Source organism: Rhizobium sp. GCM10022189, from assembly GCF_042656325.1.
GTDB lineage: Bacteria > Pseudomonadota > Alphaproteobacteria > Rhizobiales > Rhizobiaceae > Rhizobium.
Genome location: NZ_JBHSOR010000049.1, coordinates 427,246 through 450,184 on the forward strand (window position 1 = coordinate 427,246; position 22,939 = coordinate 450,184).

Annotated in this window: 18 protein-coding genes; 8 read left to right on the plus strand and 10 right to left on the minus strand. The window is 62.0% G+C overall.

Annotated features, from left to right (window positions below):
- Positions 1 to 123: 123 nt before the first annotated feature.
- A complete protein-coding gene (locus ACFPWW_RS23180) occupies positions 124 to 2,022 on the plus strand; it encodes an AsmA family protein (RefSeq protein WP_112754810.1) in 1,899 nt (632 codons plus the stop codon).
- 291 nt (positions 2,023 to 2,313) lie between these two features.
- Here ACFPWW_RS23180 and ACFPWW_RS23185 read toward each other — a convergent pair whose 3' ends face one another.
- The 5 genes from ACFPWW_RS23185 to ACFPWW_RS23205 all read right to left on the minus strand — a co-directional run bounded on the left by ACFPWW_RS23185 (position 2,314) and on the right by ACFPWW_RS23205 (position 7,904).
- Positions 2,314 to 3,132 (minus strand): ABC transporter permease subunit, encoded by an 819-nt coding sequence (locus tag ACFPWW_RS23185; protein WP_112570878.1) that lies wholly within the window; start codon positions 3,130 to 3,132, stop codon positions 2,314 to 2,316.
- Positions 3,133 to 3,135: 3 nt separating this feature from the next.
- Positions 3,136 to 4,047 (minus strand): ABC transporter permease subunit, encoded by a 912-nt coding sequence (locus ACFPWW_RS23190; RefSeq protein WP_112570876.1) that lies wholly within the window; start codon positions 4,045 to 4,047, stop codon positions 3,136 to 3,138.
- A gap of 4 nt (positions 4,048 to 4,051) precedes the next feature.
- Positions 4,052 to 5,194: an ABC transporter ATP-binding protein gene (locus ACFPWW_RS23195; RefSeq protein ID WP_112570874.1), complete on the minus strand. Its 1,143-nt coding sequence runs from the start codon at positions 5,192 to 5,194 to the stop codon at positions 4,052 to 4,054.
- A gap of 90 nt (positions 5,195 to 5,284) precedes the next feature.
- A complete protein-coding gene (locus tag ACFPWW_RS23200) occupies positions 5,285 to 6,382 on the minus strand; it encodes a polyamine ABC transporter substrate-binding protein (RefSeq protein WP_377313354.1) in 1,098 nt (365 codons plus the stop codon).
- A gap of 127 nt (positions 6,383 to 6,509) precedes the next feature.
- The gene (locus tag ACFPWW_RS23205; RefSeq protein ID WP_377313356.1) at positions 6,510 to 7,904 is read right to left on the minus strand and encodes a helix-turn-helix domain-containing protein; all 1,395 of its coding nucleotides are present in this window, start codon (positions 7,902 to 7,904) and stop codon (positions 6,510 to 6,512) included.
- A 180-nt stretch (positions 7,905 to 8,084) separates the two neighbouring features.
- On the opposite strand from ACFPWW_RS23205, the gene aceA reads away from it, so the two are divergent.
- From aceA to ACFPWW_RS23220, 3 genes are all read left to right on the plus strand, one after another.
- Positions 8,085 to 9,374 (plus strand): isocitrate lyase, encoded by a 1,290-nt coding sequence (gene aceA / locus ACFPWW_RS23210; protein WP_377313358.1) that lies wholly within the window; start codon positions 8,085 to 8,087, stop codon positions 9,372 to 9,374.
- Positions 9,375 to 9,387: 13 nt separating this feature from the next.
- Positions 9,388 to 9,624: a hypothetical protein gene (locus tag ACFPWW_RS23215; protein ID WP_112570867.1), complete on the plus strand. Its 237-nt coding sequence runs from the start codon at positions 9,388 to 9,390 to the stop codon at positions 9,622 to 9,624.
- Between the two features lie 106 nt (positions 9,625 to 9,730).
- Positions 9,731 to 10,831, plus strand: coding sequence for a helix-turn-helix transcriptional regulator (locus ACFPWW_RS23220; protein WP_377313360.1), 1,101 nt, complete (start codon positions 9,731 to 9,733; stop codon positions 10,829 to 10,831).
- Between the two features lie 11 nt (positions 10,832 to 10,842).
- Here ACFPWW_RS23220 and ACFPWW_RS23225 read toward each other — a convergent pair whose 3' ends face one another.
- Positions 10,843 to 11,712, minus strand: a complete 870-nt coding sequence (locus tag ACFPWW_RS23225; protein ID WP_112705601.1) for a LysR family transcriptional regulator — start codon at positions 11,710 to 11,712, stop codon at positions 10,843 to 10,845.
- Positions 11,713 to 11,802: 90 nt separating this feature from the next.
- On the opposite strand from ACFPWW_RS23225, the gene ACFPWW_RS23230 reads away from it, so the two are divergent.
- Positions 11,803 to 12,048, plus strand: a complete 246-nt coding sequence (locus ACFPWW_RS23230; protein WP_377313362.1) for a hypothetical protein — start codon at positions 11,803 to 11,805, stop codon at positions 12,046 to 12,048.
- On the opposite strand, the gene ACFPWW_RS23235 is transcribed toward ACFPWW_RS23230, so the two are convergent.
- The 4 genes from ACFPWW_RS23235 to ACFPWW_RS23250 all read right to left on the minus strand — a co-directional run bounded on the left by ACFPWW_RS23235 (position 12,021) and on the right by ACFPWW_RS23250 (position 18,454).
- A complete protein-coding gene (locus ACFPWW_RS23235) occupies positions 12,021 to 13,865 on the minus strand; it encodes a methyl-accepting chemotaxis protein (protein WP_112705600.1) in 1,845 nt (614 codons plus the stop codon). The genes ACFPWW_RS23230 and ACFPWW_RS23235 overlap by 28 nt on opposite strands.
- Before the next feature lie 260 nt (positions 13,866 to 14,125).
- Positions 14,126 to 16,654, minus strand: a complete 2,529-nt coding sequence (locus ACFPWW_RS23240; RefSeq protein WP_112705599.1) for a methyl-accepting chemotaxis protein — start codon at positions 16,652 to 16,654, stop codon at positions 14,126 to 14,128.
- A gap of 307 nt (positions 16,655 to 16,961) precedes the next feature.
- Positions 16,962 to 17,105 (minus strand): hypothetical protein, encoded by a 144-nt coding sequence (locus ACFPWW_RS23245; RefSeq protein WP_007819333.1) that lies wholly within the window; start codon positions 17,103 to 17,105, stop codon positions 16,962 to 16,964.
- A gap of 167 nt (positions 17,106 to 17,272) precedes the next feature.
- The gene (locus ACFPWW_RS23250) at positions 17,273 to 18,454 is read right to left on the minus strand and encodes an NAD(P)/FAD-dependent oxidoreductase (RefSeq protein WP_377313365.1); all 1,182 of its coding nucleotides are present in this window, start codon (positions 18,452 to 18,454) and stop codon (positions 17,273 to 17,275) included.
- A gap of 130 nt (positions 18,455 to 18,584) precedes the next feature.
- Between ACFPWW_RS23250 and ACFPWW_RS23255 the strand changes: the two genes are divergently transcribed.
- The 3 genes from ACFPWW_RS23255 (at position 18,585) to zwf (ending at position 22,937) form a co-directional block, all read left to right on the plus strand.
- Positions 18,585 to 20,021, plus strand: a complete 1,437-nt coding sequence (locus tag ACFPWW_RS23255) for a glutamine synthetase family protein (RefSeq protein ID WP_112570855.1) — start codon at positions 18,585 to 18,587, stop codon at positions 20,019 to 20,021.
- Between the two features lie 9 nt (positions 20,022 to 20,030).
- Complete coding sequence (locus ACFPWW_RS23260) at positions 20,031 to 21,326, plus strand: NAD(P)/FAD-dependent oxidoreductase (RefSeq protein ID WP_377313367.1); 1,296 nt, start codon at positions 20,031 to 20,033, stop codon at positions 21,324 to 21,326.
- Positions 21,327 to 21,461: 135 nt separating this feature from the next.
- Complete coding sequence (zwf, locus tag ACFPWW_RS23265; protein WP_377313369.1) at positions 21,462 to 22,937, plus strand: glucose-6-phosphate dehydrogenase; 1,476 nt, start codon at positions 21,462 to 21,464, stop codon at positions 22,935 to 22,937.
- Positions 22,938 to 22,939: the final 2 nt, after the last annotated feature.

The following is a 22,939-nucleotide window of genomic DNA, read 5'->3' on the forward strand; positions in this document are numbered from 1 at the left end:
ATTGCATTATAAAGTGTGCAACCATGCGTTTCACCATGCGCGGCATTTGCATATACCCCGCATTTCATATATCCGGCAAAATCAGAGAATAACGGGTAACCGACTGAATTTCCGGCAGAGCTCATGGGTACGTCAAGACACCGCAGATGGCGAAGAAAGATCGGCCCCGCCTCGCGCTGGCTGCCGGCCTTTGCCCGCGTCTCCACCATCGTGCTGCTGGCCGGCCTTGCCTTCTTCGTCTCGCTCCGCATCGCGGCGCCCTATCTGATCTCCACCGGCTTCGTGCGTTCGGGCATCGAGGATGCCCTGTCGAAATGGACGGGCTATCATGCCGAGATCAAGGGCACGCCGGTTCTCGAATTCTGGCCGACGCCGCGCATCACGCTCAACGACGTCACCATTCGCCAGCCGCGCGGGAGCGGTGACAAGCTGCTTGGCCGCATCGAGAGCCTTTCGGCCGATTTCAGCCTGATCGACGCGCTGCGCGGGCGCACCCGCTTCCACGAATTTCATCTGCTGCGCCCGAACCTTGCGCTGACGCGCGACGAGAACGGCCTGATCGACTGGAGCTATGCCGGCCTTCTGGCACGCGCCATCGCCGGCGCGCAGGACAACAACGGCACCGAGGTTCTTCCTGCGAAACTTGATGCCGATATCGGCGCCGTGACCGTCGAGGACGGCGCGCTGACGGTCAGCGACACGCTGACGGGCAATGTCTATCATTTCGACGGCGTCGCGGCGGATATTGCCTGGGCGAAGCTGTCGAGGCCGATTTCGGCCGTGCTCATTGCCCGCTTCAACGGCCAGGATCTGAAGGTCGACTTCTCTTCGGCCGCGCCCCTGCTCGTCTTCGGCGGCAAGAACGCCGAGATGAAGGCCTCGATCACCTCCAATCTCATGACGGCACGCTTCCAGGGCGTCGGCAGCATGGTGAGCCTTTCTGCCGTATCGGGCAATATCAACGCGAGCTTTCCGGATGTGCCTGCCCTGCTGAAATGGTCCGGCAAATCGATGCCGGGGATCGAGTCGCTGAAGAGCGCGTCGATGACCTCGGATGTCACGTCGTCGTCCGGCGGTTTCCGCTTCAACAATCTCAGCATGACGCTGAACGATGCGAGCGCCACCGGGGTGATGGATTTCACCGTGGCGCCCGGCAAGCGGCCGAAGATCGGCGGGACGCTTGCCTTCGATCAGATGAACCTCAAGCCGTTCCTCGATGCCTTTGCCTTGCGGCTTGCCGCGGGCGGCATCGGCGACCTTGTGCTGCCGAGCCCGCTCGGACCGCTGCAACTTCTCGATCTCGACGTGCGGCTGTCGGCGCGACAGGCGCAGATGGGCATCTTTTCGCTTGCCGATGTCGGCGCCAGCGTGATCGTGGCCGGCGAAGAGGCAAAATTCGATATCGGCGACAGCCAGTTCGAGGGCGGCGAGATGACCGTCCACCTGGAAGCCACCCGGCGCGACTTCGATGGCGGCGGCAAGATGCAGCTTTCGATCCGCGACGCCGATTTCAACGCGCTTGCGGAAAAGCTGCAGCTCAAGGGGCCGCTGCCGCATGCGACCGGCTCGCTCGACCTTTCGCTGCAGACGCCGAAAGCAATCTGGACGACGGGGCTTGCGGACGTAACGGGCAAGCTGAAATTCTGGACGAGTGCCGGCTCCATTCCGGGCATCAACGTCTCCGAGGTCCGCACACAGGCCGCCCAGAAGCCGTTCTTCTCGCTGAGTGCGGCCTCAAACGGCACCTTCGCCTTCAACAGGCTGGATCTCCAGGCCGACTTTGCCGATGGCACCGCCGAAATCCATGACGCGCGCTTTACCGGCTCCGATCAGACGCTCTCGCTCTCAGGCGTCATCACCTACGAATCGAACGGTCTTGCGCTTTCCGGCTCGCTGGAAGCGACCGATCCCGCGAAAGCGGCCGATCTGCCGCTCCTGCCCTTCTTCATCGGCGGCTCCTGGCCGAACCCGGTGATTTCGCCGGTGCCGCTCCTGAACGCGCCAACGAAAAGCCAGCCATAGGCTTCCGCGCAATTCCGGACGCAAAACCGCTGCGCACTTTTGCTGGAACTTGCTCTCTTTGTCTGGCGCAATTCCGGACGCAAAACCGCTGCGCACTTTTGCTGGAACTTGCTTTCTTTGTCTGGCGCAATTCCGGACGCAAAACCGCTGCGCACTTTTGCTGGAACTTGCTCTCTTTGTCTGGCGCAATTCCGGGCGCAAAACCGCTGCGCACTTTTGCTGGAACTTGCTCTCTTTGTCTGGCGCAATTCCGGACGCAAAACCGCTGCGCACTTTTGCTGGAACTTGCTTTTAAGCCGTTGCCGCGGCAGCCCGTTCGTCACGCTCGCGCTGCAGTTCCCGGCGCTTGGTGATGATGGATGCGCAGATGACGCCGACGGTGACGATGGCGATGAGGATGGTGCAGACGGCGTTGATTTCAGGCGTTACGCCAAGGCGCACCTGGCTGTAGATCTTCATCGGCAGCGTGGTGGCACCCGGCCCCGAGGTGAAGCTCGCAATCACGAGATCGTCCAGCGACAGGGTGAAGGCCAGGATCCAGCCTGAAAAGACGGCCGGCGAAATGATCGGCAGGGTGATTTCGAAGAAGGTGCGCACCGGTGGTGCACCGAGATCCTGCGCCGCTTCCTCGATCGACTGGTCGAAGCTCAGGAGCCGCGACTGCACGACGACGGCGACGAAACACATGGTCAGCGTCGTATGCGCGAGCGTGATCGTCCAGAAACCGCGATCGAGGCCGATTGCCACGAAGAGCAGCAGCAGCGACAGGCCGGTGATGACGTCAGGCATGACAAGCGGCGCATAGACCATGCCCGAAAACAGCATGCGGCCGCGGAAGCGTGTGTAGCGCACCAGCGTCAGCGCCGCCATCGTGCCGAGGATGGTCGCGAACGTGGCCGACAGCAGGCCGACACGGATCGTCACCCAGGCGGCATCGAGCAGCGCCTGGTTCGACAGAAGCGAGACATACCACTTGGTGGAGAAGCCGCCCCAGACGGTGACGAGCTTCGATTCGTTGAAGGAGAAGACCACCAGAAGCACGATCGGCAGATAGAGGAAGGCAAAGCCGAGCACGACGGAAATGATGTTGAAGCGGGTCCATCTCAGCATGACTTATTTCCCCCGCTCTTCGGCCTTGGCCTGCGCGTTCTGGAAGAAGACGATCGGGATCACCAGGATCAGCAGCAGGATGGTTGCCACCGCCGAGGAGACCGGCCAGTCGCGGTTGGCGTTGAATTCGTTCCAGAGCGTCTTGCCGATCATCAGCGTCTGCGAACCGCCGAGCAGGTCGGGGATGACGAATTCGCCGACGGCGGGAATGAACACCAGCATGCAGCCGGCAATCACACCGGGGATCGACAGCGGGAAGGTGACGCGCCAGAAGGCCTGGATCGGCGTGCAGCCGAGATCCTGCGCGGCCTCGATCAGCGTGCCGTCCATCTTTTCGAGCGCCGAATAGAGCGGCAGCACCATGAAGGGAAGATAGGAATAGACGATGCCGATATAGACGGCCGTCGTGGTGTTGAGGATGATCAGCGGGCTGTCGATGACATGCAGCGACAGGAGAAGCTGGTTCAAGAGCCCTTCCGGCTTCAGGATGGCGATCCACGAATAGACGCGGATCAGGAAGCTCGTCCAGAAGGGCAGGATGACGAGCATCAACAGCGTCGGGCGGATGGTGCGCGGCGCCTGCGCCATGCCGTAGGCGATCGGATAGGCGATCAAGAGCATCAGGAAGGTGGAAATCGCCGCGATGACGACGCTCGAGACATAGGCGTTGAAGTAGAGCGGGTCGTCGGTCAGGTAGCCGTAATTGTCGAAGGAGAAGGTCGCCACCTTGGCCCAGAAGCCGCTCCAGCCGTCGGCAAGCGAGAAGACCGGCTCATAGGGCGGAATGGCGATCGCCGTCGTCGACAGCGAAATGCGAAAGACGATGAAGAAGGGCGCCAGGAAAAAGAGCAGCAGCCAGGCATAGGGAACGATGATGACGAGACGGCTGTAGAAGCGGGAAGCGACAGTTTCCATAGACTCAATCCTTCAGCAGCACGCCGCCATCTTCGTCGAAGGAGACCCAGACTTCCTGATCGTAGGTGAAGGGGTCGTCGACGGAACGCTGGGCGTTGAGGGAGGATGCCCTGACGAACTTGCCGCTCGGCAGCCTGATATGGAAGACGGTCATATCGCCGAGATAGGCGATATCCCAGATCTCGCCCTTGGCGGCATTGGCCGATGCGTTGGCAGGGGCGGCGCGCGTCACGCGGATCTTTTCCGGGCGAATGGCAAAACCGACGCTGCTGCCGACGGCAGGCGTTTCGGAGGTGGCGATGCGGATCGAAAAGCCGCTTTCGACGGCGATCTCGACCGAGCCGTTTCCGGATGCGGCCACCTTGCCGTCGAAAATGTTCACGTCGCCGATGAAGTCGGCCACGAAACGGGAATTCGGCGCTTCGTAGATTTCGGCAGGGGTCGCGACCTGCACCACCTTGCCGTGGCTCATGACGGCGATGCGGTCGGCCATGGTCATCGCCTCCTCCTGGTCGTGGGTGACGACGACGAAGGTGAGGCCGAGGTTCTGCTGCAGGTCCATCAGCTCGAACTGGGTTTCCTCGCGCAGCTTCTTGTCGAGCGCGCCGAGCGGTTCGTCGAGCAGCAAGACTTTCGGACGCTTGGCGAGCGAACGGGCGAGCGCCACGCGCTGGCGCTGGCCGCCGGAAAGCTGGTTCGGCTTGCGCGCGGCGAACTGCTCGAGTTTCACGAGCTTCAGCATCTGCGATACGCGCTCGGTGATCTCGTCCTTCGGCATGCCGTCCTGCCTGAGGCCGAAGGCGATGTTCTTCTCGACCGTCATGTGCGGGAAAAGGGCGTAGGACTGGAACATCATGTTGACGGGCCGCTTGTAGGGCGGCGTACCGGCAAGGTCGGTGCCGTCGAGCACGATCTCGCCCGATGTCGGCTGTTCGAAGCCGGCAAGCATGCGCAGCAGCGTGGACTTGCCGCAGCCGGAAGCGCCGAGCAGCGCGAAGAATTCGCGGTGATAGATGTTCAGCGACAAATCGTTGACGGCGGTAAAATCGCCGAAGCGCTTGGTGACGTTCCTGAAGGCAATGAAGGGTTTCGCAGACGGATCGGTCCAGGGCGCGAATGCGCGGCGGATATTGCCGAGAGACTTCATATAATTCCCCGAAAGACAAGGTTTCAGCCGGCCTCCACCCGGGCCGGGAATTAAAAGGCCCGGACGTTTCCGTCCGGGCCTGGCATCGACTTACTGGCCAGTGACGACTTTCGTCCAGATTCGCGTCGCCGTGCGCTGGGTCTTCGGGTCCCACGGCCGCACCGTGAAGAGGCCCTTCATCACCTCATCCGTCGGATAGATCGCCGGGTCTTCCAGCACATCCTTGCTGACGAACTGCTGCGAAGCCTTGTTGCCGTTGGCGTAGAAGGTGAAGTCGCTCGCCTTGGCGATGACCTCAGGCTTCATCATGTAGTTCAGGAATTCATGCGCTTCGGCCACATGCGGCGCGTCGGCGGGGATCGCCATCATGTCGAACCACATCTGCGCGCCCTGCGCCGGGATCGAGTAGTTCACCTCGACGCCGTTATTGGCTTCGGCCGCGCGGTCGCGGGCCTGCAGCATGTCGCCGGAATAGCCGAAGGCGATGCAGATGTCGCCGTTGGCGAGCGCATTGATATATTCGGAGGAGTGGAACTTGCGGATATAGGGGCGGACGGCCGTCAGCAGTTCCTCGACCTTCTGGAAATCCTCCGGCTTGGTCGAGTTGGGGTCGAGGCCGAGATAACGCAGTGCGGTCGTCATCACGTCCTTCGGCGTGTCGAGCACGTAGATGCCGCAGTCCTTGAACTTTTCGGCGACTTTCGGATCGAAGATCACTTCGAGACCCGGCTTGGCATCGGGGCCGAGGATTTCGGCGACCTTCTTGACGTTGTAGCCGATACCGTCCGTGCCCCACATGTAGTCGACGGCATATTCGTTGCCCGGATCATACTCGCCGGTGCGCTGCTGGATCACATCCCACATGTTGGAAAGGTTCGGCAGCTTGGACTTGTCGAGCTTCTGGAAGACGCCGGCCTGGATCTGGCGCTGCAGGAAGTCGGCGGTCGGGACAACGACGTCATAACCCGTGCCACCGGCAAGCAGCTTGGTTTCCACGGTCTCGTTCGAGTCGAACGTGTCATAGACAACCTTGATGCCGGTTTCCTTGGTGAAATCGGCAAGAATGCTGTCGTCGATATAATCGGACCAGTTGTAGACATTGACGACGCGCTCCTGGGCGAAGGCCGGCGCAGCGGCGAGGAGAGCGATGACGGCGATTGCCGTCAGGTTGGCTTTTCTTGACCTCATGGTATCTCCTGTTTGTAAAGGTATCGCGCCCCCGGACACCTCTTCGTTCCCTCTGGTTTAACAGCAGACTAGAAAGGAATTTCGGAGCCTACAAGCGTAAAATCCTGCAGTGTCAATCATTTCACAATCACTGAAAATCGAAGGCTCCGAGGCCGGCGGCGGCCTCGTCCAGCGCAAGCGGGCGCGTCAGCGGCGGCTCGGCCCGCGAAAGGCAGCCGCGCCTCTCGCAAAGGCGGCAGGCGGGGCCGATCGCCACCGGCGAAAGCTCGCTTCGGCCGTAGACCAGGCTGTCCCTGAGCGCGGCATCGCAACCGAGCAGGAGAGCCGTGCGCCGTGCCCTTTCGCCAAATTCGACGATCGGGCCTTCGAGAGCGCGCGCAACCGTGAGGAAGGTTGCGCCATCAGGCATGGCGACCGTCTCGGCCAGCACCCTGCCCGGTTCGAGAAAGGCTGCGTGCACATTGAGCTTGGGACAGTTTCCGCCGAAACGCGCCTGCGGAAAACCCTGAGCACCTGCCCTCCTGACGACATGGCCGGCGGCATCGATCTCCATGCAGAAGAAGGGAATGCCGGAAGCACCGGGGCGCTGCAGCATGACAAGGCGCCATCCCGCCTGGGCAAAGGAGACCGCGAAGCGGGCGCGGATGAGATCGATGTCATAGCGGCAATTCTGCGCGGCAAGAAGAAAGGCGCCATAAGGCATCAACAGGGCCAGCGCCGCATTGCGCGTCAGCTCGAAACGGGCGAGGCGCCGCCCCTCGTCCGATGACAAAGGCAATTCGTCAAGCGCGGCTTCGATCTCCGGCCTGAGGGCGAGCCTTGCCACTTCGATCGCGATTTCCTGCGCCTGGTCGGCCGGCGAAAGCCGTTCCGACAGGAAAAGGCGCATCGAATGACGATCGAAGCGGCGGCGAAGATCCGGCATGACATGGACGGGCAGAACTCTCACATTGATGCCGCGTTCGCTCTTCAGCCAATCCTTCAGGCCGGCGCCGGCGGCAAGTCCGCTGGCGAAGCGTTCCGCCGCCGCCTCGATATTGGCGAAATAGGCGGAGCGGCGCTCCAGCGCCTCCCGCACTTCATCCAGCGGCAGGCGGCCGGGAGCGACAGGCGCAGGCCCCTCGCCTGCCATCAGGGCCGTCAGGTCGGAAAGCCGCATGGCCTGTTCCCTGTAGGCGCGGTAGAGCTTGATCATGCCGCCGGCCGCATTCGGCGCGGCATCGGCCACCTCGACCAGTTCCTGATCTCCCGGCAATTCGCCCGACAGAAGGGGATCGGCGAACACTTCCTTCAGCTGGCCGAGGCTGCCGGCAGTTTCGCCCTGCAGTTCGTCGAGGTCGATGCGATAGACGGCGGAGAGTTTCAGCAGCAATTGCACCGTCAGCGGCCGCTGATTGCGCTCGATGAGATTGAGATAGGAAGGCGAAATCTCCAGTGCTTCCGCCATGGCGGTCTGGGTCAGCGCCAGCGCATTGCGGATGCGCCTGACCTTCGGCCCCGCAAATATCTTCCGCTCCGCCATATCACATCCTTTACACCGCGCGATTTACAATATTTTACAAAATGACAGAACCAGCCTGTAAATCCTCCTCATCCTAACCTCTTTTCTCTCCTGAAATCAAAGGTTTTTCTGGATCATTCGCCCGGATTTGTAAACTCTGTCATCAGCGCTCAAACATTGGACGCCAAAGAGGAGATTGGCATGACAGATTTTTACAAACTCATCCGCAACGCACCGGACGGACGTTTCGACGGCATCGAGCGGCCCTATTCGGCAGAGGATGTCGAGCGGCTGCGCGGCTCGGTGACGCTCAGCCATACGCTTGCCGAAATGGGGGCCGCGCGGCTCTGGCGGCTTCTGCACGAGGAGACGTTCGTCAACGCGCTCGGGGCGCTCTCCGGCAACCAGGCCATGCAGATGGTGCGCGCCGGGCTGAAGGCGATCTACCTCTCGGGCTGGCAGGTCGCCGCCGACGCCAACACGGCATCGGCGATGTATCCGGACCAATCGCTCTATCCCGCCAATGCCGGGCCGGAGCTTGCCAGACGCATCAACCGAACGCTGCAGCGCGCCGACCAGATCGAAAAGTCCGAAGGCAGCGGGCTCTCGGTCGAAACCTGGTTTGCGCCCATCGTCGCCGATGCCGAGGCCGGTTTCGGCGGGCCTCTCAACGCTTTCGAGATCATGAAGGCCTATATCGAGGCGGGGGCGGCCGGGGTTCACTTCGAGGACCAGCTGGCAGCGGAGAAGAAGTGCGGCCATCTCGGCGGCAAGGTGCTGATCCCGACCGCCGCCCATATCCGCAATCTCGACGCGGCGCGGCTTGCGGCCGATATCATGGGCGTGCCGACGCTCGTCATCGCCCGCACCGATGCGGAGGCGGCGAAACTTCTGACGTCCGACATCGACGAGCGCGACCAGCCCTTCGTCGATTACGATGCCGGCCGCACGGTCGAAGGCTTCTACCGGGTGCGCAGCGGGCTGGAGCCCTGTATCGCACGCGCCGTCGCCTATGCCAGCCATTGCGACCTCATCTGGTGCGAAACGTCGAAACCGGACCTGGAACAGGCGCGGCGTTTTGCCGAAGGCGTCCACAGGGCGCATCCCGGCAAGCTTCTCGCCTATAATTGCTCGCCCTCCTTCAACTGGAAGAAGAACCTCGACGACGCGACCATCGCGAAGTTCCAGCGCGAGCTCGGAGCCATGGGCTACAAGTTCCAGTTCATCACGCTCGCCGGCTTCCACCAGCTGAACTACGGGATGTATGAACTTGCCCGCGGCTATCGCGAGCGGCAGATGGCGGCCTATTGCGAACTGCAGCAGGCGGAATTCGCCGCCGAGCCGCATGGCTACACCGCCACCAAACATCAGCGTGAAGTCGGCACCGGCTATTTCGACGCCGTGTCACTGGCGATAACGGGCGGCCGCGCCTCGACCACGGCCATGCGGGAATCGACCGAACAGGCTCAATTCAAACCGGCTGCCGAATAGAGGAGGAACCGATATGGCATCCATCGCACGCGTCCGCGAACGGACGGAAGAGCAGGCAAGCAGCATGACCGACAACCAGCAGAGCGTGATCCGCATGCTCGCCAACGACCTGCACAGGCTCAACCAGTCGGTCATGAAAGCGGTCGATTCCGGTGTTTCGGTCGAGCTGGTGCGCTCCGCCCGGCATCATGGCGGCGACGGCAACTGGGGCGATCTTCTGATCCCTGTCATCGTCGCCCACAGAAACTGAGGGTAGAGGCCCGGTGGTGTATTCCACCGGGCCTACGCTATTTGACGCAATTGTCACCACGGCGGAGTCGCGGCATAATTGAGTGCATATTCGAACGGAACTGCATATGCCCGGTTCGCCGCACGCAAAACTCGAAGTTCTGACCGATCTTATCTACGGCGCGCTTTTTGGCGAGACGACGTGGCAAGCCTTCCTCGACGTCCTCACCGCGACGATGCCGGATGCCAAATCGACGCTGTTCTTCCACGACGCCGTGGCGCGCACCGGCGGTCTCTCCCTGTCGTCCGGTCTGGCGGAAAAGGAAACCGAGGCCTATAACCGCTACTATGCGTCCATCAATCCCTGGATGCCCCGCGCCGCCACCCGGCCGATCGGCCTTGGCGTGATCGCCGACCAGATGCTGCCGCACGATCAGCTGCAGAAGACGGAATTCTACAACGATTACCTTCGCTGGATCGGCTGCGAGAGCAGCGTCGGCGTGACGATCATGCGCGAGCGCGGGCGCTCCTTCAATCTTTCGACGCTGACGTCGTCTTCCGATCCGGATTTCAATCGCGGCAACGCCGAACTTCTCAGCGATCTGGCGCCGCATCTGCGTCGCGCCTTCGATTTCATCCGCCGCGAACACAGCGATCCGCACCACAATGAAAACGGGCTGGCGCTTTTCGATGCGATCGGCGTCGGCATCGTCTATATCGGCGAGGATCAGGCCATTCGCTCCATCAACGGCGCGGCCGAACGGATGATCGCCGAGGGCGAAGCGATCGGCGTGACGTCGACCGGGCGGATCATGATCGACGACGGCGAGCTTGCCTCCCGCCTGTCGGCCCTGCTGCGCCATCGCCTGCAGGCAGTTTCGCCGGCCAGCACGCTGATCAGGACGAAGAACACCAGTTTCAAATGCACGCTGGTGAAGATGCAGTCGGATTTCATCACCGAATTTCTCGAAGGTCCGACGGTGGCGATGATCATCGAGCGGACAAGCCTGCCGCTGCGCCCCGATCTCAACGACGCCCTGCCCCGCATCGACCAGCTGACGGCAGCGGAAATGCGGATCGCCGCCGGCATTGCGGCCGGCCTGTCGCTGCGCGAAGTGGCCCGAACGAACGATGTGAGCTACGAAACCGCGCGCTCGCATCTGAAGAACATCTATTCGAAGCTCGGCGTGAACAGCCAGGTGGGGCTGGTGCGCCGGCTGATGCCGTAGCGCCTTTCGAGCTAGCCGCGGCTGGCGCGTTTGCCGGCAAAGAGGTCGGTATAGCTTTTCAGGAGTTTCGTCATCCGGTCGGCAACGGTGCGGATTTCCGGGCGGTGTCGATCCTCGGCATTCATGACGATCCATTGACGGTGGCGCAGTTCCGGCAGCTCGCCGCCGCAGCGTTCGAGTTCGGGATCGAGGTCGCCGACGAAACAGGGCAACACGGCCTTTCCCGCCCCCGCCCGCACGAGATCCGGCAGCGAGCGCGGGCGATTGACGGTTGCGACGATGGCGGACCCGGCCTGCCTGTAGGGCCAGCGCAGATAGGAAGAGATGGCATCCTCCTCACCGACGGCGATCCATCTGTTGTCGTCCTGGCCGGCGTTGCGCCTGATGTAGACGGCATAGGCGACTTCGCCGAGCAGGCGGGCGGCGAGATTGCTTTCCTCCGGCTCGAAGGCGCGGATGCCGATGTCGCTTTCGCGGTAGTTCAGATTCGCGCGCGCTTCCCCGATCGTCAGGGAGATGGCGAACGTATCGGCCGGCATGCGGATCGCCGAAAAATTCTCGGTCAGCAACCAGGAGATCCATGTGCCGGCTGTGATCCTGACGGTGACGCCCCGCTCGGAGGATTGCCGCCACGCTTCGACCTTGCGGGCGGCCGCCTCCATTTCCAGCAAATGGTCGACGAGCGTCTGCCCATCGGCCGTCAGGCGGTAGCCGGTCTGGCTGCGGTGAAAGAGCGTGCGAGCGAGTTCCTGCTCCAGGTCGAGCATGCGCCGGCCGATCGTCGCCGGGCTCAAATCAGTGGCGGCACTCGCACCCGTCAGCCCGCCGGTGCGGGCAACCTGCAGGAAAAGCTGATAGGAATCCCAATTGCTGTTTTTCATGAGTGAAAAACATAGCGGGATCTTGCCTGTTCAGAAAGCGAATTTTGATGTGTAGATCAATCGATGTCCACGAAACGAAAGGACATCGTGATGATCGACTTTTTCATAATCGCCTCGATCGGCAGCCGGATGCAACGCGCAGGCCTGTGCCCGCCGTCCACGGCGCGTGAGCGGATGAAGGAAGAAGACGCCTTCTACAACGAGGCCGGCAGCAGCTATCCGACACGCTTCGTCGCCTGGCTGACATCGCCGGCAGGCGCGAGCGCCGGCCGCGCGAAGGCGCGGCCCGGCGAAGACCGATGCGCAGCTCAGGCCGCCTGCCGCGCACGACCCTGAGCGGCAGGCGTTCCGGCAAGGCGGAACTGGTCGATGAGCGCCATCAGCATGTCGGCCTCTTCCGCCAGCTGGCGGCTTGCCTGCGTGGCTTCGGCCACCATCGACGCGTTCTTCTGGGTCATCTGGTCCATGGCGTTGACGGAGCTGTTGACGTCCTGAAGGGCGGCCGACTGGTCGCGGCTTGCGGTGGCTATGGTTTCGACATGGCCGCTGATCGCGATGATCTCGTGGCTGATCGAGGCGAGTACGCTGCCGGTCTTCTGCACCAGTTCGGAACCGGCATTCACTTCGCGGGTCGACTGTTCGATGAGCGCCTTGATCTCCTTGGCGGCATTGGCCGAGCGCTGGGCAAGCTCACGGACTTCCTGGGCAACGACGGCAAAGCCCTTGCCGGCTTCACCGGCGCGGGCCGCTTCGACACCGGCATTCAGCGCCAGGAGGTTGGTCTGGAAGGCAATGTCGTCGATGACGACGATGATCTGTTCGATGCGCTGCGAGGCGTCTTCGATACGGCCCATGGCGGCGACCGCGTCACCGACGACAGTGCCGGAACTGTCGGCCGTGCGCTTGGTTGCGGCCACCACGTTGTTTGCCTCATGGGCGCGTTCGGCCGACGAGCGGACGGTGACGGTGATTTCCTCAACGGCGGCGGCGGTTTCCTCCAGGCTTGCGGCCTGGGATTCCGTGCGCTTGGAAAGCTCGTCCGCCGAGGCCGAGACCGAGCCGCTGTTGCGCTGGATCGAGGCGGCGCTCGCCCGGATGCGGGTCAGCGTATCCTGAAGGCGCTCGAGCGAACAGTTGAAATCGATCCGCAGCTGTTCGAGGCGGCCGACGAAGGGCGTTTCGATGGTCTGCGAGACATCGCCCTGCGACAGGCGCCCGAGACCGGCCGCAAGCTGGTTGACGGCGAAATCGATCTGGCCGTCCAGCGTGCGCTTTTCGGCGTCGTTGCGGCTTCGCTCGGCATCGTTGAGGGCACGCTGTTCGGCGGCCTGCGTTTCGAGCTCCTGGCGGGCTGCCGCGCCGTCGCGGAAGAGAGCAAGCGCGCGGCCGATCTCGCCGAATTCGTTCTTCTTGTCGACGCAGGGGACGGCGCTGACGAGATCGCCGGACGAAATGGCATGCACGCTCGACGTCAGCGCCTGCATCGGCTTTACGGAGCGGCGGATCGCAAAGAAGGCGAGCACACCGACGAGCAGCATCACTACCGCGCCGACGCTCAGAACCAGGGTCTGCAGCTGGTTCATGCGCTCGTAATAGACTTCCATGGGTATGCCGATGAAGAGGATGCCGATCGTGGCGCCCGACGGGTTCTTGACCGGGAAATAGCCCGTCATGAACTTGCGGCCGAAGAGGTCTGCCGGACCGTAATAGGCGTTGCCCTGCGCCAGCACGGGCTGGGCGGGATGATCGGCGGCGAGCTTGGTGCCGACGGCGCGATCGCCGTTTTCCTTCTTCAGGTTGGTGGAGACGCGGACATAATCGGCGCCCTGCTTTTCGAATATGGTGGCGACGCCGGCGATCGACTGCGCCGTGCGGTCAACCAGCGAATAATCGGCAAAGCTGGGGATCTTGTCCTCGGTGACGCCGGACAGCACGTTGTCCTTCACATCGATGCGGACACCGGCATCGCTTGCGCCATAGAGCACCGCCATCGAGCGGCTCGCGTCCTTGGCGTCGGAGACCGCGCTATCCATGACGTAACTGCCGAGATTGTAATAGGTCACGCCGACAATCGCAGCGGTGCTGACGGCAAGCAGAAGCAGCGTGATCGCAACGATCTGGCGCACGATGGATGTCGAAAAGAAACGCGGCATCAAAACCTCCGGCGAATACAACCAAAGCTAGGTTAACGGAAAAACGTTAAGGAAAATTTTCTCTTAACGCCTTTGCCAGCCGGGCATTCCATGCCTGCAGGCGCCACAAGACATGCCCTTTTGCGGCACGTCGCTGCGAACGCGGCACAGAATTTTCAATCATTGCAATTTTTCTGCAATCATTGCGTGATTTATGTCGCCATAAAAAATGGCCCCGAACGCGGGGCCATTTCACTGCTTCGATGAAGATGATGTTCGGGTCAGGCAGCGCGATAGACCTGCATGTCGCTGTCGCCATCGATCTTGAACTGCCGCACGAGGTGCAGCAGCGCATCCGCCTCGTTTGCCAGCTCGCGGCTCGCGGCCGTGGTTTCTTCCACCATCGCGGCGTTCTGCTGGGTCATCTGGTCCATCTGGTTGACGGTGGAGTTGACTTCCTGCAGCGCGCTCGACTGGTCGTGGCTGGCACGGGCGATCATTTCGACATGCTGGCTGATCGTGACGATCTGGGCGCTGATCTTGGCGAGAACCGTGCCGGTTTCCTGTACGAACTGCGAGCCGGAATTGACCTCGTTGGTGGATTTGTTGATGAGGCCCTTGATCTCCTGCGCGGCAGCGGCGGAGCGCTGGGCAAGCTCACGGACTTCCATGGCAACGACCGCGAAGCCCTTGCCGGCTTCACCGGCACGCGCCGCCTCGATGCCGGCGTTGAGTGCCAGCAGGTTGGTCTGGAAGGCGATCTCGTCGATGACGCCGATGATCTGCTCGATCTGGCGCGAAGCTTCCTCGATCCGGCCCATGGCGTCGATCGCGTTGTTGACGACGACGGCGGAATCGTCGGCGCTGCGCTTGGCCTGGCGGACGATCTGGTCGGCATCCTTGGCACGCTCGGCGGACGAGCGGACCGTGACGGTGATCTGATCGACGGCTGCGGCGGTTTCTTCCAGCGACGCGGCCTGCTGCTCGGTACGCTTGGAGAGGTCCTCGGCGGACTGGGCCATCTGGTTGCCGTTGCCCTGGATCATCTGCACGTTGTCGCGGATCTGGCTCATCGTCGCCTGCAGGCGCATCATCGAACCGTTGAAATCCTGACGCAGCTGCTCGAGGCGGCCGATGAAGGGCGTATCGATCGTCGTCGAGATGTCGCCCTGCGACATGCGCTCCAGACCGGCGGCGAGCTGGTTGACGGCAAATTCGATCTGGCGGTCCATCTCGCGCTTTTCGGCATCGTTGCGCTGGCGCTCGTGTTCGGCGGCCTGGCGCTCTTCGTCGCTCTGCTCCTCGATGCGGATCTTGGAGATGGCATTTTCCTTGAAGATGCCGAGCGCACGGGCCATGTCGCCGATTTCGTCATGCCGCTTCTCACCGGAGATGCTGGTGTCGAGCGCACCTTCGGCGATGCGGCGCATGGCGGCGGTGATCTGGGCGATCGGCCGCTGCAGCGTCAGCACCAGCGCAATGCCGCCGACGATGGAGACCAGGATGCCGAGCGCGGTCGTGCCGACGGAAATGCTGTTGGCCTGATCGCGTTCCGTGCCGGCAGTCTGCTTCTGCTCTTCGGCAAAGCTGGTGAGCTGGCCCCAGACGCCGTCGAGCTGCTGGCGTGCGGCAACGTAATCGGCCGTGCGCTGATCGATCACATCGACGAGGCTCTGCGCGCCCTTGTCCATCGAGGTGAGAGCGGGCGTGATCGCATCGACGATATCGCTGGCGAAGTTCATGCCCTTGGCGCTTGCCTGCAGAGTGTTAAGCATGGTGTTAAGCGTGGCGATTTCCTGGTTCAGGCGAACGCGGTTTTCCTTGTTCGGCCTGGCGTTGAAATCGGCGAGCACGAGCTGCAGCGAGTAGATGGAGCTTTCGAGGCGACGCGTATCCTCCAGAACCGAGTTGGTCTGGGCGATGCGGCTGTCGAGCTCGACGAAGGTCGTCGTTGCCTCGCGCATCATCTGCGTGGCGGTGAGCTGCGTATAGGTCGACATCTGGCGGAAGCGGGAGACGAGACGGCCGAGATTGGCAACGCCCTCATCCGTGCCGGCATCGGGTGCCGCCGCCTGAGCCTTCAGGTCGTTGACGGTCTGTGCCATCGACTGGGTCATGCTCTTCTGGTTCTGCGGCACGGAGATTTCGATCATGCGCTGGGCCTTGATGATGCCGGGAAGCGCATCGGTCACGGCTTTCAGCTTGTCGGCCGGCGTCTGCGCCTTGCCGAAATCGTTCATGGCGTTTGCCAGCGTGTCGCCGCCCTTCAGCAGACGGTCGGCGGCGCGCAGCGTCGCCGTCGCATTGCCCTCGTCGGTGCGGATGTTTTCTTCCAGCTGCTTGGCGTCATAGCTGACGTTGAAGCGGTTGGTGATCATGACCTTCTGGGCGTCGTCGATCTGCTTGCGCAGCGCCACTTCCTGCTCGTGCAGGGTCCAGAGCTTGCCGACGGTGTCGGAAATGCCGTTCGTTCCCTCGATTGCCGATTGCAGGTTGTCATGGCCGGAATTGTCGCCGATCTGCGCCATGGTGGCGTCCAGCGTCTGTCCCTGCGCCTTGATGTCCGCATAGAGCTTGTCGCGCGCCTGCTCGTTGGTGGTCTGCAGGAAGTCGTCCATCGAGGCGTAGAGATCCTTGAAGCCACTCAGCGACTGGAGAACGCTGTTGGAAATCTCCATGCGGCCCTGCAGCAGACCGGAGGCATAGAGGCCGGTCAGGCCGACGGCGGAAATGGTGATGACGAATGGCAGTACAAAAATCAGAACCTTGGTCTGAATCTTGAAACGAGAAAGAATCTTGTCAATGAACATGGCGCGCCGTGCCTTTCATACACCACTCCTCCCGCCGGCAGCCTTCTGGCGCCAGCCGGGTGCATATCGAGCTGATCTACTGACAGTTGGGAAACCCAGGAACGGGCGGCAATCATTGCCTGCTCATTTCCGGCGAGGCCGGAAACACCCAAATATTCGTCTACAATGTGTCAGATTAGATATTAATTTTCGGATAAGCGGTGAGGCGGCGTTAGCCTTGATCGCACAATAGTTGCAAATTGCGCGCAATGGCATCGCGATAGGTCGGTCGCGAGACCGAAAACTTCCATTTCAAGCTGCGGAAAAATCAGATGAAGTGGGAAAGAAGAACAGCAATGCTGGCGGCGGTTGCACCAGCGGCGAGCATCAGATAACGCAGGGTTACGAGCTTCGTATCAGGCTTTGCCTGGGCAATTGCAATGGCGCGGGCGCGTCGAGTGTTTCTGTTCATTGCGAAACCTCACTTCTTGTCTATACGCAACAATCCATCAAAACGGCTTGCCGGTAAAGCTTAATTTAGGAACGACTTTGCCAACCTGCCATTGAGACAGGATGGCGCAGCCAATCTTAAGAAGTCTTGAATCCGCCAAAAGGTTTCACGTCTACCAATATTAGCGTTTACAATGCCTCACCAGCGGCAAAGCCCGACGCCCAGGCCCACTGGAAGTTATAGCCGCCGAGCCAGCCGGTCACATCGACGCATTCACCGATGAAATAGAGGCCGGGGACGGCCTTGGCCTGCATGCTGCGCGAATCGAGCGCGGTCGTGTCGATGCCGCCGAGCGTGACTTCGGCCGTGCGATAGCCTTCCGAACCGGACGGGCGAAGCGACCAGTTCTGTGCCGCCTCGGCAAGCCGGCCCAGAAGCTTGTCGGAAAGGTCGGCCATGTTGCCGCTGACGCCCTCACGCTCGACAATATATTGCGCCAGCCGTTTCGGCAGGATTTCGCCGAGCGCGGTCTGCGCCGACTGGCGCCCGTTTGCCTGTTTCGCCCTCTTCAGATGCGCGGCGAGGTCGATCTCCGGTTCGATATCGACGGTGATCGCGTCGCCTTCGCGCCAGTAGGAGGAAATCTGCAGGATGGCGGGGCCGCTCAAGCCCCGGTGGGTGAAGAGCAGCGCTTCGCGGAACGCGGTCTTGCCGTGGCGGATCTCGGCGGGGGCGGAAATGCCCGACAGGGCAGCGATGCTTTCAAGCAGGACCGGGTCGAGGGTGAGCGGCACAAGGGCGGGGCGCGTTTCGGTCAGCGCAAGACAGAACTGCTCGGCAATGCGATAGGCAAAGCCGGTCGCGCCCATTTTGGGAATGGATTTTCCGCCCGATGCGATGACGAGCGAGGAGGCTTCGAAAAGGCCTTCCGACGTCGAGACCCGGAAGCCGCCGTCGGTCTTTTCGACGCCCGATATCTCGACGCCGAGATGCCAGGCGGCACCGGCCGCGCGCATCTCGTCGAGAAGCATGTAGATGATGTCCTTGGCGCTGTTGTCGCAGAAAAGCTGGCCGAGCGTCTTTTCATGCCAGGCGATCCCGTGGCGATCGACCATGGCGATGAAATCCGCCGGGGTGAAGCGGGCAAGCGCCGACTTGCAGAAATGCGGGTTGGCGGAAAGGAAGTTCTTCGGGCCGGCATTGATATTGGTGAAATTGCAGCGGCCGCCGCCGGAGATGCGGATCTTCTCGCCCGGCGCGCGGGCATGGTCGAGCACGGTGACGGAACGGCCGCGCTGACCGGCGCGGATCGCGCACATCATGCCCGCGGCACCCGCCCCGATGACGATCACATCGCTCTTGCGCTGCAAAATCCGTTTTCCCTACTGAAATCCGCGCCTTCTTTTTCCATCGGAGGGCCGATGTCAACGCCTTCCACCCCCTCGCCAATTGCCAAACTCCGGTTATGATGGCGTTACGATCAACGCAAACCGGTGTGTCATGTCCCCAAAAAAGACGACGCTGAAGCCTGCCAGAAACGTGCCTGCCTCGCCGAAAATCCCCCCTGATCCCGGATCCTCGCGTGGTGTTGCAGACTGGAAGGAAGCGGCACAGTGGCTGAGGGCACGCGGGATCGAAGACATCGAATGCATCACCCCCGATCTTGCCGGGGTGCCGCGCGGCAAGATGATGCCGACCTCCAAGTTCACCTCCAACACGTCGCTCGCCCTGCCTTCGGCGATTTACCGCCACACGATATCGGGCGAATATCCTGAAGAAACCGAGAGCTTCCGCTACGAGCCGCGCGACAGCGACCTGAAGCTGGTGCCGGATCTTTCCACGCTCTCCGTCGTGCCTTGGGAGACCGACCCGACCGCGCAGGTCATCTGCGACATCGTCAATTCCGAAGGGCAGGAAGTGCCCTATACGCCGCGCAACGTGCTGAAGCGTATCCTCAGCCTCTATGCGCAGCGCGGCTGGAAACCGATCGTGGCGCCGGAAATCGAGTTCTATCTCGTGGCCATGAACGACGACCCGGATTATCCGCTGCATCCGCCGAAGGGCCGTTCGGGCCGCTCGATCCTCGGCGGCCAGGGTTATTCGATCGCCGGCATCAACGAGTTCGACGAGCTGATCGACGACATCTATCACTTCTCGGAAAAACAGGGCCTCGAGATCGATACGCTGATCCACGAGGAAGGACCGGCGCAGCTCGAGATCAACCTGCGCCACGGCAATCCGATCGAGCTTGCAGACCAGGTCTTCCTGTTCAAGCGCACCATCCGCGAGGCGGCGCTGAAGCACAATATCTACGCCACCTTCATGGCCAAGCCGATGCAGGGCCAGCCGGGTTCGGCGATGCATATCCACCAGTCCGTCGTCGATATCGAGACGGGCAAAAACGTCTTTTCCAGCAATGACGGTTCGGCCTCGAAGGAATTCTTCCATTTCATCGGCGGCATGCAGAAATACGTGCCGAGCGCGCTTGCCATGCTGGCGCCCTATGTGAATTCCTACCGGCGCCTGCAGCCGGACATGTCCTGCCCGGTCAACAATGCCTGGGGCTACGACAACCGCACGACGGCCTTCCGCGTGCCGGTCTCCGATCCGCAGGCACGGCGCGTGGAAAACCGCCTGCCGAGTTCGGATGCCAATCCCTATCTGGCGCTTGCCGCCTCGCTCGCCTCCGGCCTGCTCGGCATCATGAAGGAGATCGAGCCGACGGCGCCGACGGAGGATGCGGCCAACGAAGGCTCGATCGACCTGCCGCGCGGCCTTCTGGAAGCCGTGGCGCTGCTGGAAGACGAGCCGGCCTTCGAGGAGGTCTTCGGCAAGGAATTCATCGGCCTCTATGCCGGCGTGAAGCGGGGTGAATTCGAAACCTTCATGCAGGTGATCAGCCCCTGGGAGCGGGAATTCCTCCTTCTGAACGTATAAGGGGCCGCCATGACCGAGGAGATTTGGCAAAGCCCCATCGCGCCCGGCCTGTCCTGGTACCAGGCGACCGTCGGCGAGCGCCCGGACTATCCGGCGCTCGACGGCTCCAGGCAGTGCGACGTCGCGGTCATCGGCGGCGGTTACACGGGCCTGCAGGCCGCCTATCATCTCGCCAGGGCCGGCGTTTCAGTGACGCTCATCGAGGCGGCCAGGCTCGGCGACGGCGCCTCCGGACGCAATGGCGGGCAGCTCGGCACCGGTCAGCGCTGGTGGCCGGAAGAGCTGGAAGAGAAGATCGGCTACGAGCGCTCCAAGGCGCTCTTCGATCTTGCCGAGGATGCCAAGAAGCACCTTCTCGATTTTGCGACAGAGCACCAGATCGACATGGATTACGTGCCCGGCCAGCTCAACGTCGCCCACAAGGAGAGCTACAAGCGCTATTATTACGAGAATGCGGAGATCGCGGCCTTCCGCTACGACTATCCGCATCTGCGCTTCATGGACCGCGAGGAGACGCAGGAGCGGCTCGGCTCCAGACGCTTCCATTGCGGCGTTCGCGACGTCGGCACCGGCCATATCCATCCGCTGAAGCTGCTGGTCGGCCTCGGCCGGGTGGCCGCCAATGCGGGGGCCGATATTTTCGAAATGACCAGGGCGACATCGATCGCGGAGCGCGGCGGCAAGGTCATCATCGAGACCGAACGCGGCACGATCACCGCCAGCCAGGCGCTGATTGCCTGCAACGCCCATATCGGCAATCTGGAGCCGGTCACGGCAAGCCATGTCATGCCGATCCGCTCCTTCATCGGCGCCACCGTGCCGCTCGACCGCTTCCCCGATGTGATACCGGGCGGCGAAGCGGTGGCGGATTCGCGTTTCGTGGTGCGCTATTTCCGCAAATCGAAGGACGGGCGGCTGCTCTTCGGCGGGCGCGAGGCCTACACGGCCGACAATCCGCGCGACATTTCGCAGCATATCCGCCGGCAGATCGCCGAAATCTATCCCAGCCTGAAGGATATCGAGATTACCCATGCCTGGGGCGGCTCGGTCGGCATCACCATGCCGCGCCAGCCGTTCGTGCGGGAAGTCATGCCGGGCGTCACCTCGATCGGCGGTTATTCCGGCCACGGCGTGATGCTGTCAAATTACTGTGGCAAGCTTTACGCAGAAATGGTGCTGGGAAAATCGGCCGATCTCGATCTCTTCAAGGCGCTCGATATTCCCGCCTTTCCGGGCGGCGCGCGCATGCGGGCGCCACTGCTTTTCCTCGCCTTGTCGTGGTTTGCCCTCCGCGACAAGTTTTAGTTCGATTGCGGATTTCCTCTCGCGGCAATTCGCTTTAAAACCGATGACCGACAGATTCATTGCACCGCACACTGGCTTTTTTAAATCGATTAGATTAAAACGGCCGCCAACCAAGCCTGATTGAGAGATAAGCTCATGAGCAGCCAGATCATTCCCGTTGAGCCTTTTGATTATGTCGTCTTCGGCGGCAGCGGCGACCTTGCCGAGCGCAAGCTTCTGCCCGCGCTGTACCATCGCCAGATCGAGGGCCAGTTCTCGGAACCGACCCGCGTCATCGGTGCTTCGCGCAGTCCGCTTTCGCATGAGGAATACCGCAAGTTCGCCAAGGACGCGCTCAAGGAGCACCTGAAGAAGGGCGAGTACAACGATGCGGAAGTCGAGAAGTTCTGCGCCCGCCTCTTCTACGTTTCGGTCGACGCGCGCACGGATACCGGCTGGGACCATCTGAAGAAGCTGCTCGACGAGGGCAAGGAGCGCGTGCGCGCCTTCTACCTTGCGGTTGCGCCGGGCATTTTCGGCGACATCGCGCAGAAGATCCACGACCACAAGCTGATCACCAAGTCGACCCGCATCGTCGTCGAAAAGCCGATCGGCCGCGACCTCGCCTCGGCCCTGCAGCTCAACGACAATATCGGCCGCGTCTTCAAGGAAGAACAGATCTTCCGCATCGACCACTATCTCGGCAAGGAAACGGTGCAGAACCTGATGGCGCTGCGCTTTGCCAACGCGCTCTACGAGCCGCTGTGGAACGCCAACTATATCGACCACGTGCAGATCACCGTTGCCGAATCCGTCGGCCTCGAAGGCCGCGCCGGTTATTACGACACGGCCGGCGCGCTGCGCGACATGGTGCAGAACCACATCCTGCAGCTTCTCTGCCTGACCGCCATGGAAGTTCCCTCCTCGATGGATTCGGAAGCCGTCCGCGACGAAAAGCTCAAGGTTCTGCGCGCCCTGAAGCCGATCAACGTTTCCAATGTCGAGCAGGCGACCGTTCGCGGCCAGTACCGCGCCGGCGCTTCCGGCAACGGCCCGGTCAAGGGTTATCTGGAGGAGCTGGAAGGCGGCGTTTCCAACACGGAAACCTTCGTCGCCATCAAGGCCGAGATCAACAACTGGCGCTGGGCGGGCGTTCCCTTCTACATCCGCACCGGCAAGCGCCTCGCCGGCCGCGTTTCGGAAATCGTCATCACCTTCAAGTCGATCCCGCACTCGGTCTTCGACCAGGCCGCCGGCCGCATCAGCCAGAACCAGCTGATCATCCGCCTGCAGCCGGACGAAGGCGTCAAGCAGTCGCTGATGATCAAGGATCCGGGTCCGGGCGGCATGCGCCTGCGCAACGTTTCGCTCGACATGAGCTTCGCCCAGGCCTTCAACGTCCGCAACCCCGACGCCTACGAGCGCCTGCTGATGGACGTCATCCGCTCCAACCAGACGCTGTTCATGCGCCGCGACGAAGTCGAAGCCGCATGGCAGTGGGTCGATCCGATCCTCAAGGGTTGGGAATCCACCGGCCAGCAGGTGCAGGGCTACACGGCCGGCACCTGGGGTCCGAGCCAGGCCATCGCGCTGATCGAACGCGACGGCCGCACCTGGCACGACGACATCTAGTC

What these genes read in the sequence shown, in the direction of transcription:
- ACFPWW_RS23225 (WP_112705601.1), bottom strand. Translation starts at nt 11,712, where the DNA reads ATGAAAAACAGCAATTGGGATTCCTATCAGCTTTTCCTGCAGGTTGCC.
- ACFPWW_RS23215 (WP_112570867.1), top strand. Translation starts at nt 9,388, where the DNA reads ATGGCATCCATCGCACGCGTCCGCGAACGGACGGAAGAGCAGGCAAGC.
- ACFPWW_RS23180 (WP_112754810.1), top strand. Translation starts at nt 124, where the DNA reads ATGGGTACGTCAAGACACCGCAGATGGCGAAGAAAGATCGGCCCCGCC.
- ACFPWW_RS23195 (WP_112570874.1), bottom strand. Translation starts at nt 5,194, where the DNA reads ATGAAGTCTCTCGGCAATATCCGCCGCGCATTCGCGCCCTGGACCGAT.
- ACFPWW_RS23245 (WP_007819333.1), bottom strand. Translation starts at nt 17,105, where the DNA reads ATGAACAGAAACACTCGACGCGCCCGCGCCATTGCAATTGCCCAGGCA.
- ACFPWW_RS23235 (WP_112705600.1), bottom strand. Translation starts at nt 13,865, where the DNA reads ATGCCGCGTTTCTTTTCGACATCCATCGTGCGCCAGATCGTTGCGATC.
- zwf (WP_377313369.1), top strand. Translation starts at nt 21,462, where the DNA reads ATGAGCAGCCAGATCATTCCCGTTGAGCCTTTTGATTATGTCGTCTTC.
- ACFPWW_RS23205 (WP_377313356.1), bottom strand. Translation starts at nt 7,904, where the DNA reads ATGGCGGAGCGGAAGATATTTGCGGGGCCGAAGGTCAGGCGCATCCGC.
- ACFPWW_RS23255 (WP_112570855.1), top strand. Translation starts at nt 18,585, where the DNA reads ATGTCCCCAAAAAAGACGACGCTGAAGCCTGCCAGAAACGTGCCTGCC.
- aceA (WP_377313358.1), top strand. Translation starts at nt 8,085, where the DNA reads ATGACAGATTTTTACAAACTCATCCGCAACGCACCGGACGGACGTTTC.
- ACFPWW_RS23220 (WP_377313360.1), top strand. Translation starts at nt 9,731, where the DNA reads ATGCCCGGTTCGCCGCACGCAAAACTCGAAGTTCTGACCGATCTTATC.
- ACFPWW_RS23190 (WP_112570876.1), bottom strand. Translation starts at nt 4,047, where the DNA reads ATGGAAACTGTCGCTTCCCGCTTCTACAGCCGTCTCGTCATCATCGTT.
- ACFPWW_RS23200 (WP_377313354.1), bottom strand. Translation starts at nt 6,382, where the DNA reads ATGAGGTCAAGAAAAGCCAACCTGACGGCAATCGCCGTCATCGCTCTC.
- ACFPWW_RS23260 (WP_377313367.1), top strand. Translation starts at nt 20,031, where the DNA reads ATGACCGAGGAGATTTGGCAAAGCCCCATCGCGCCCGGCCTGTCCTGG.
- ACFPWW_RS23230 (WP_377313362.1), top strand. Translation starts at nt 11,803, where the DNA reads ATGATCGACTTTTTCATAATCGCCTCGATCGGCAGCCGGATGCAACGC.
- ACFPWW_RS23240 (WP_112705599.1), bottom strand. Translation starts at nt 16,654, where the DNA reads ATGTTCATTGACAAGATTCTTTCTCGTTTCAAGATTCAGACCAAGGTT.
- ACFPWW_RS23185 (WP_112570878.1), bottom strand. Translation starts at nt 3,132, where the DNA reads ATGCTGAGATGGACCCGCTTCAACATCATTTCCGTCGTGCTCGGCTTT.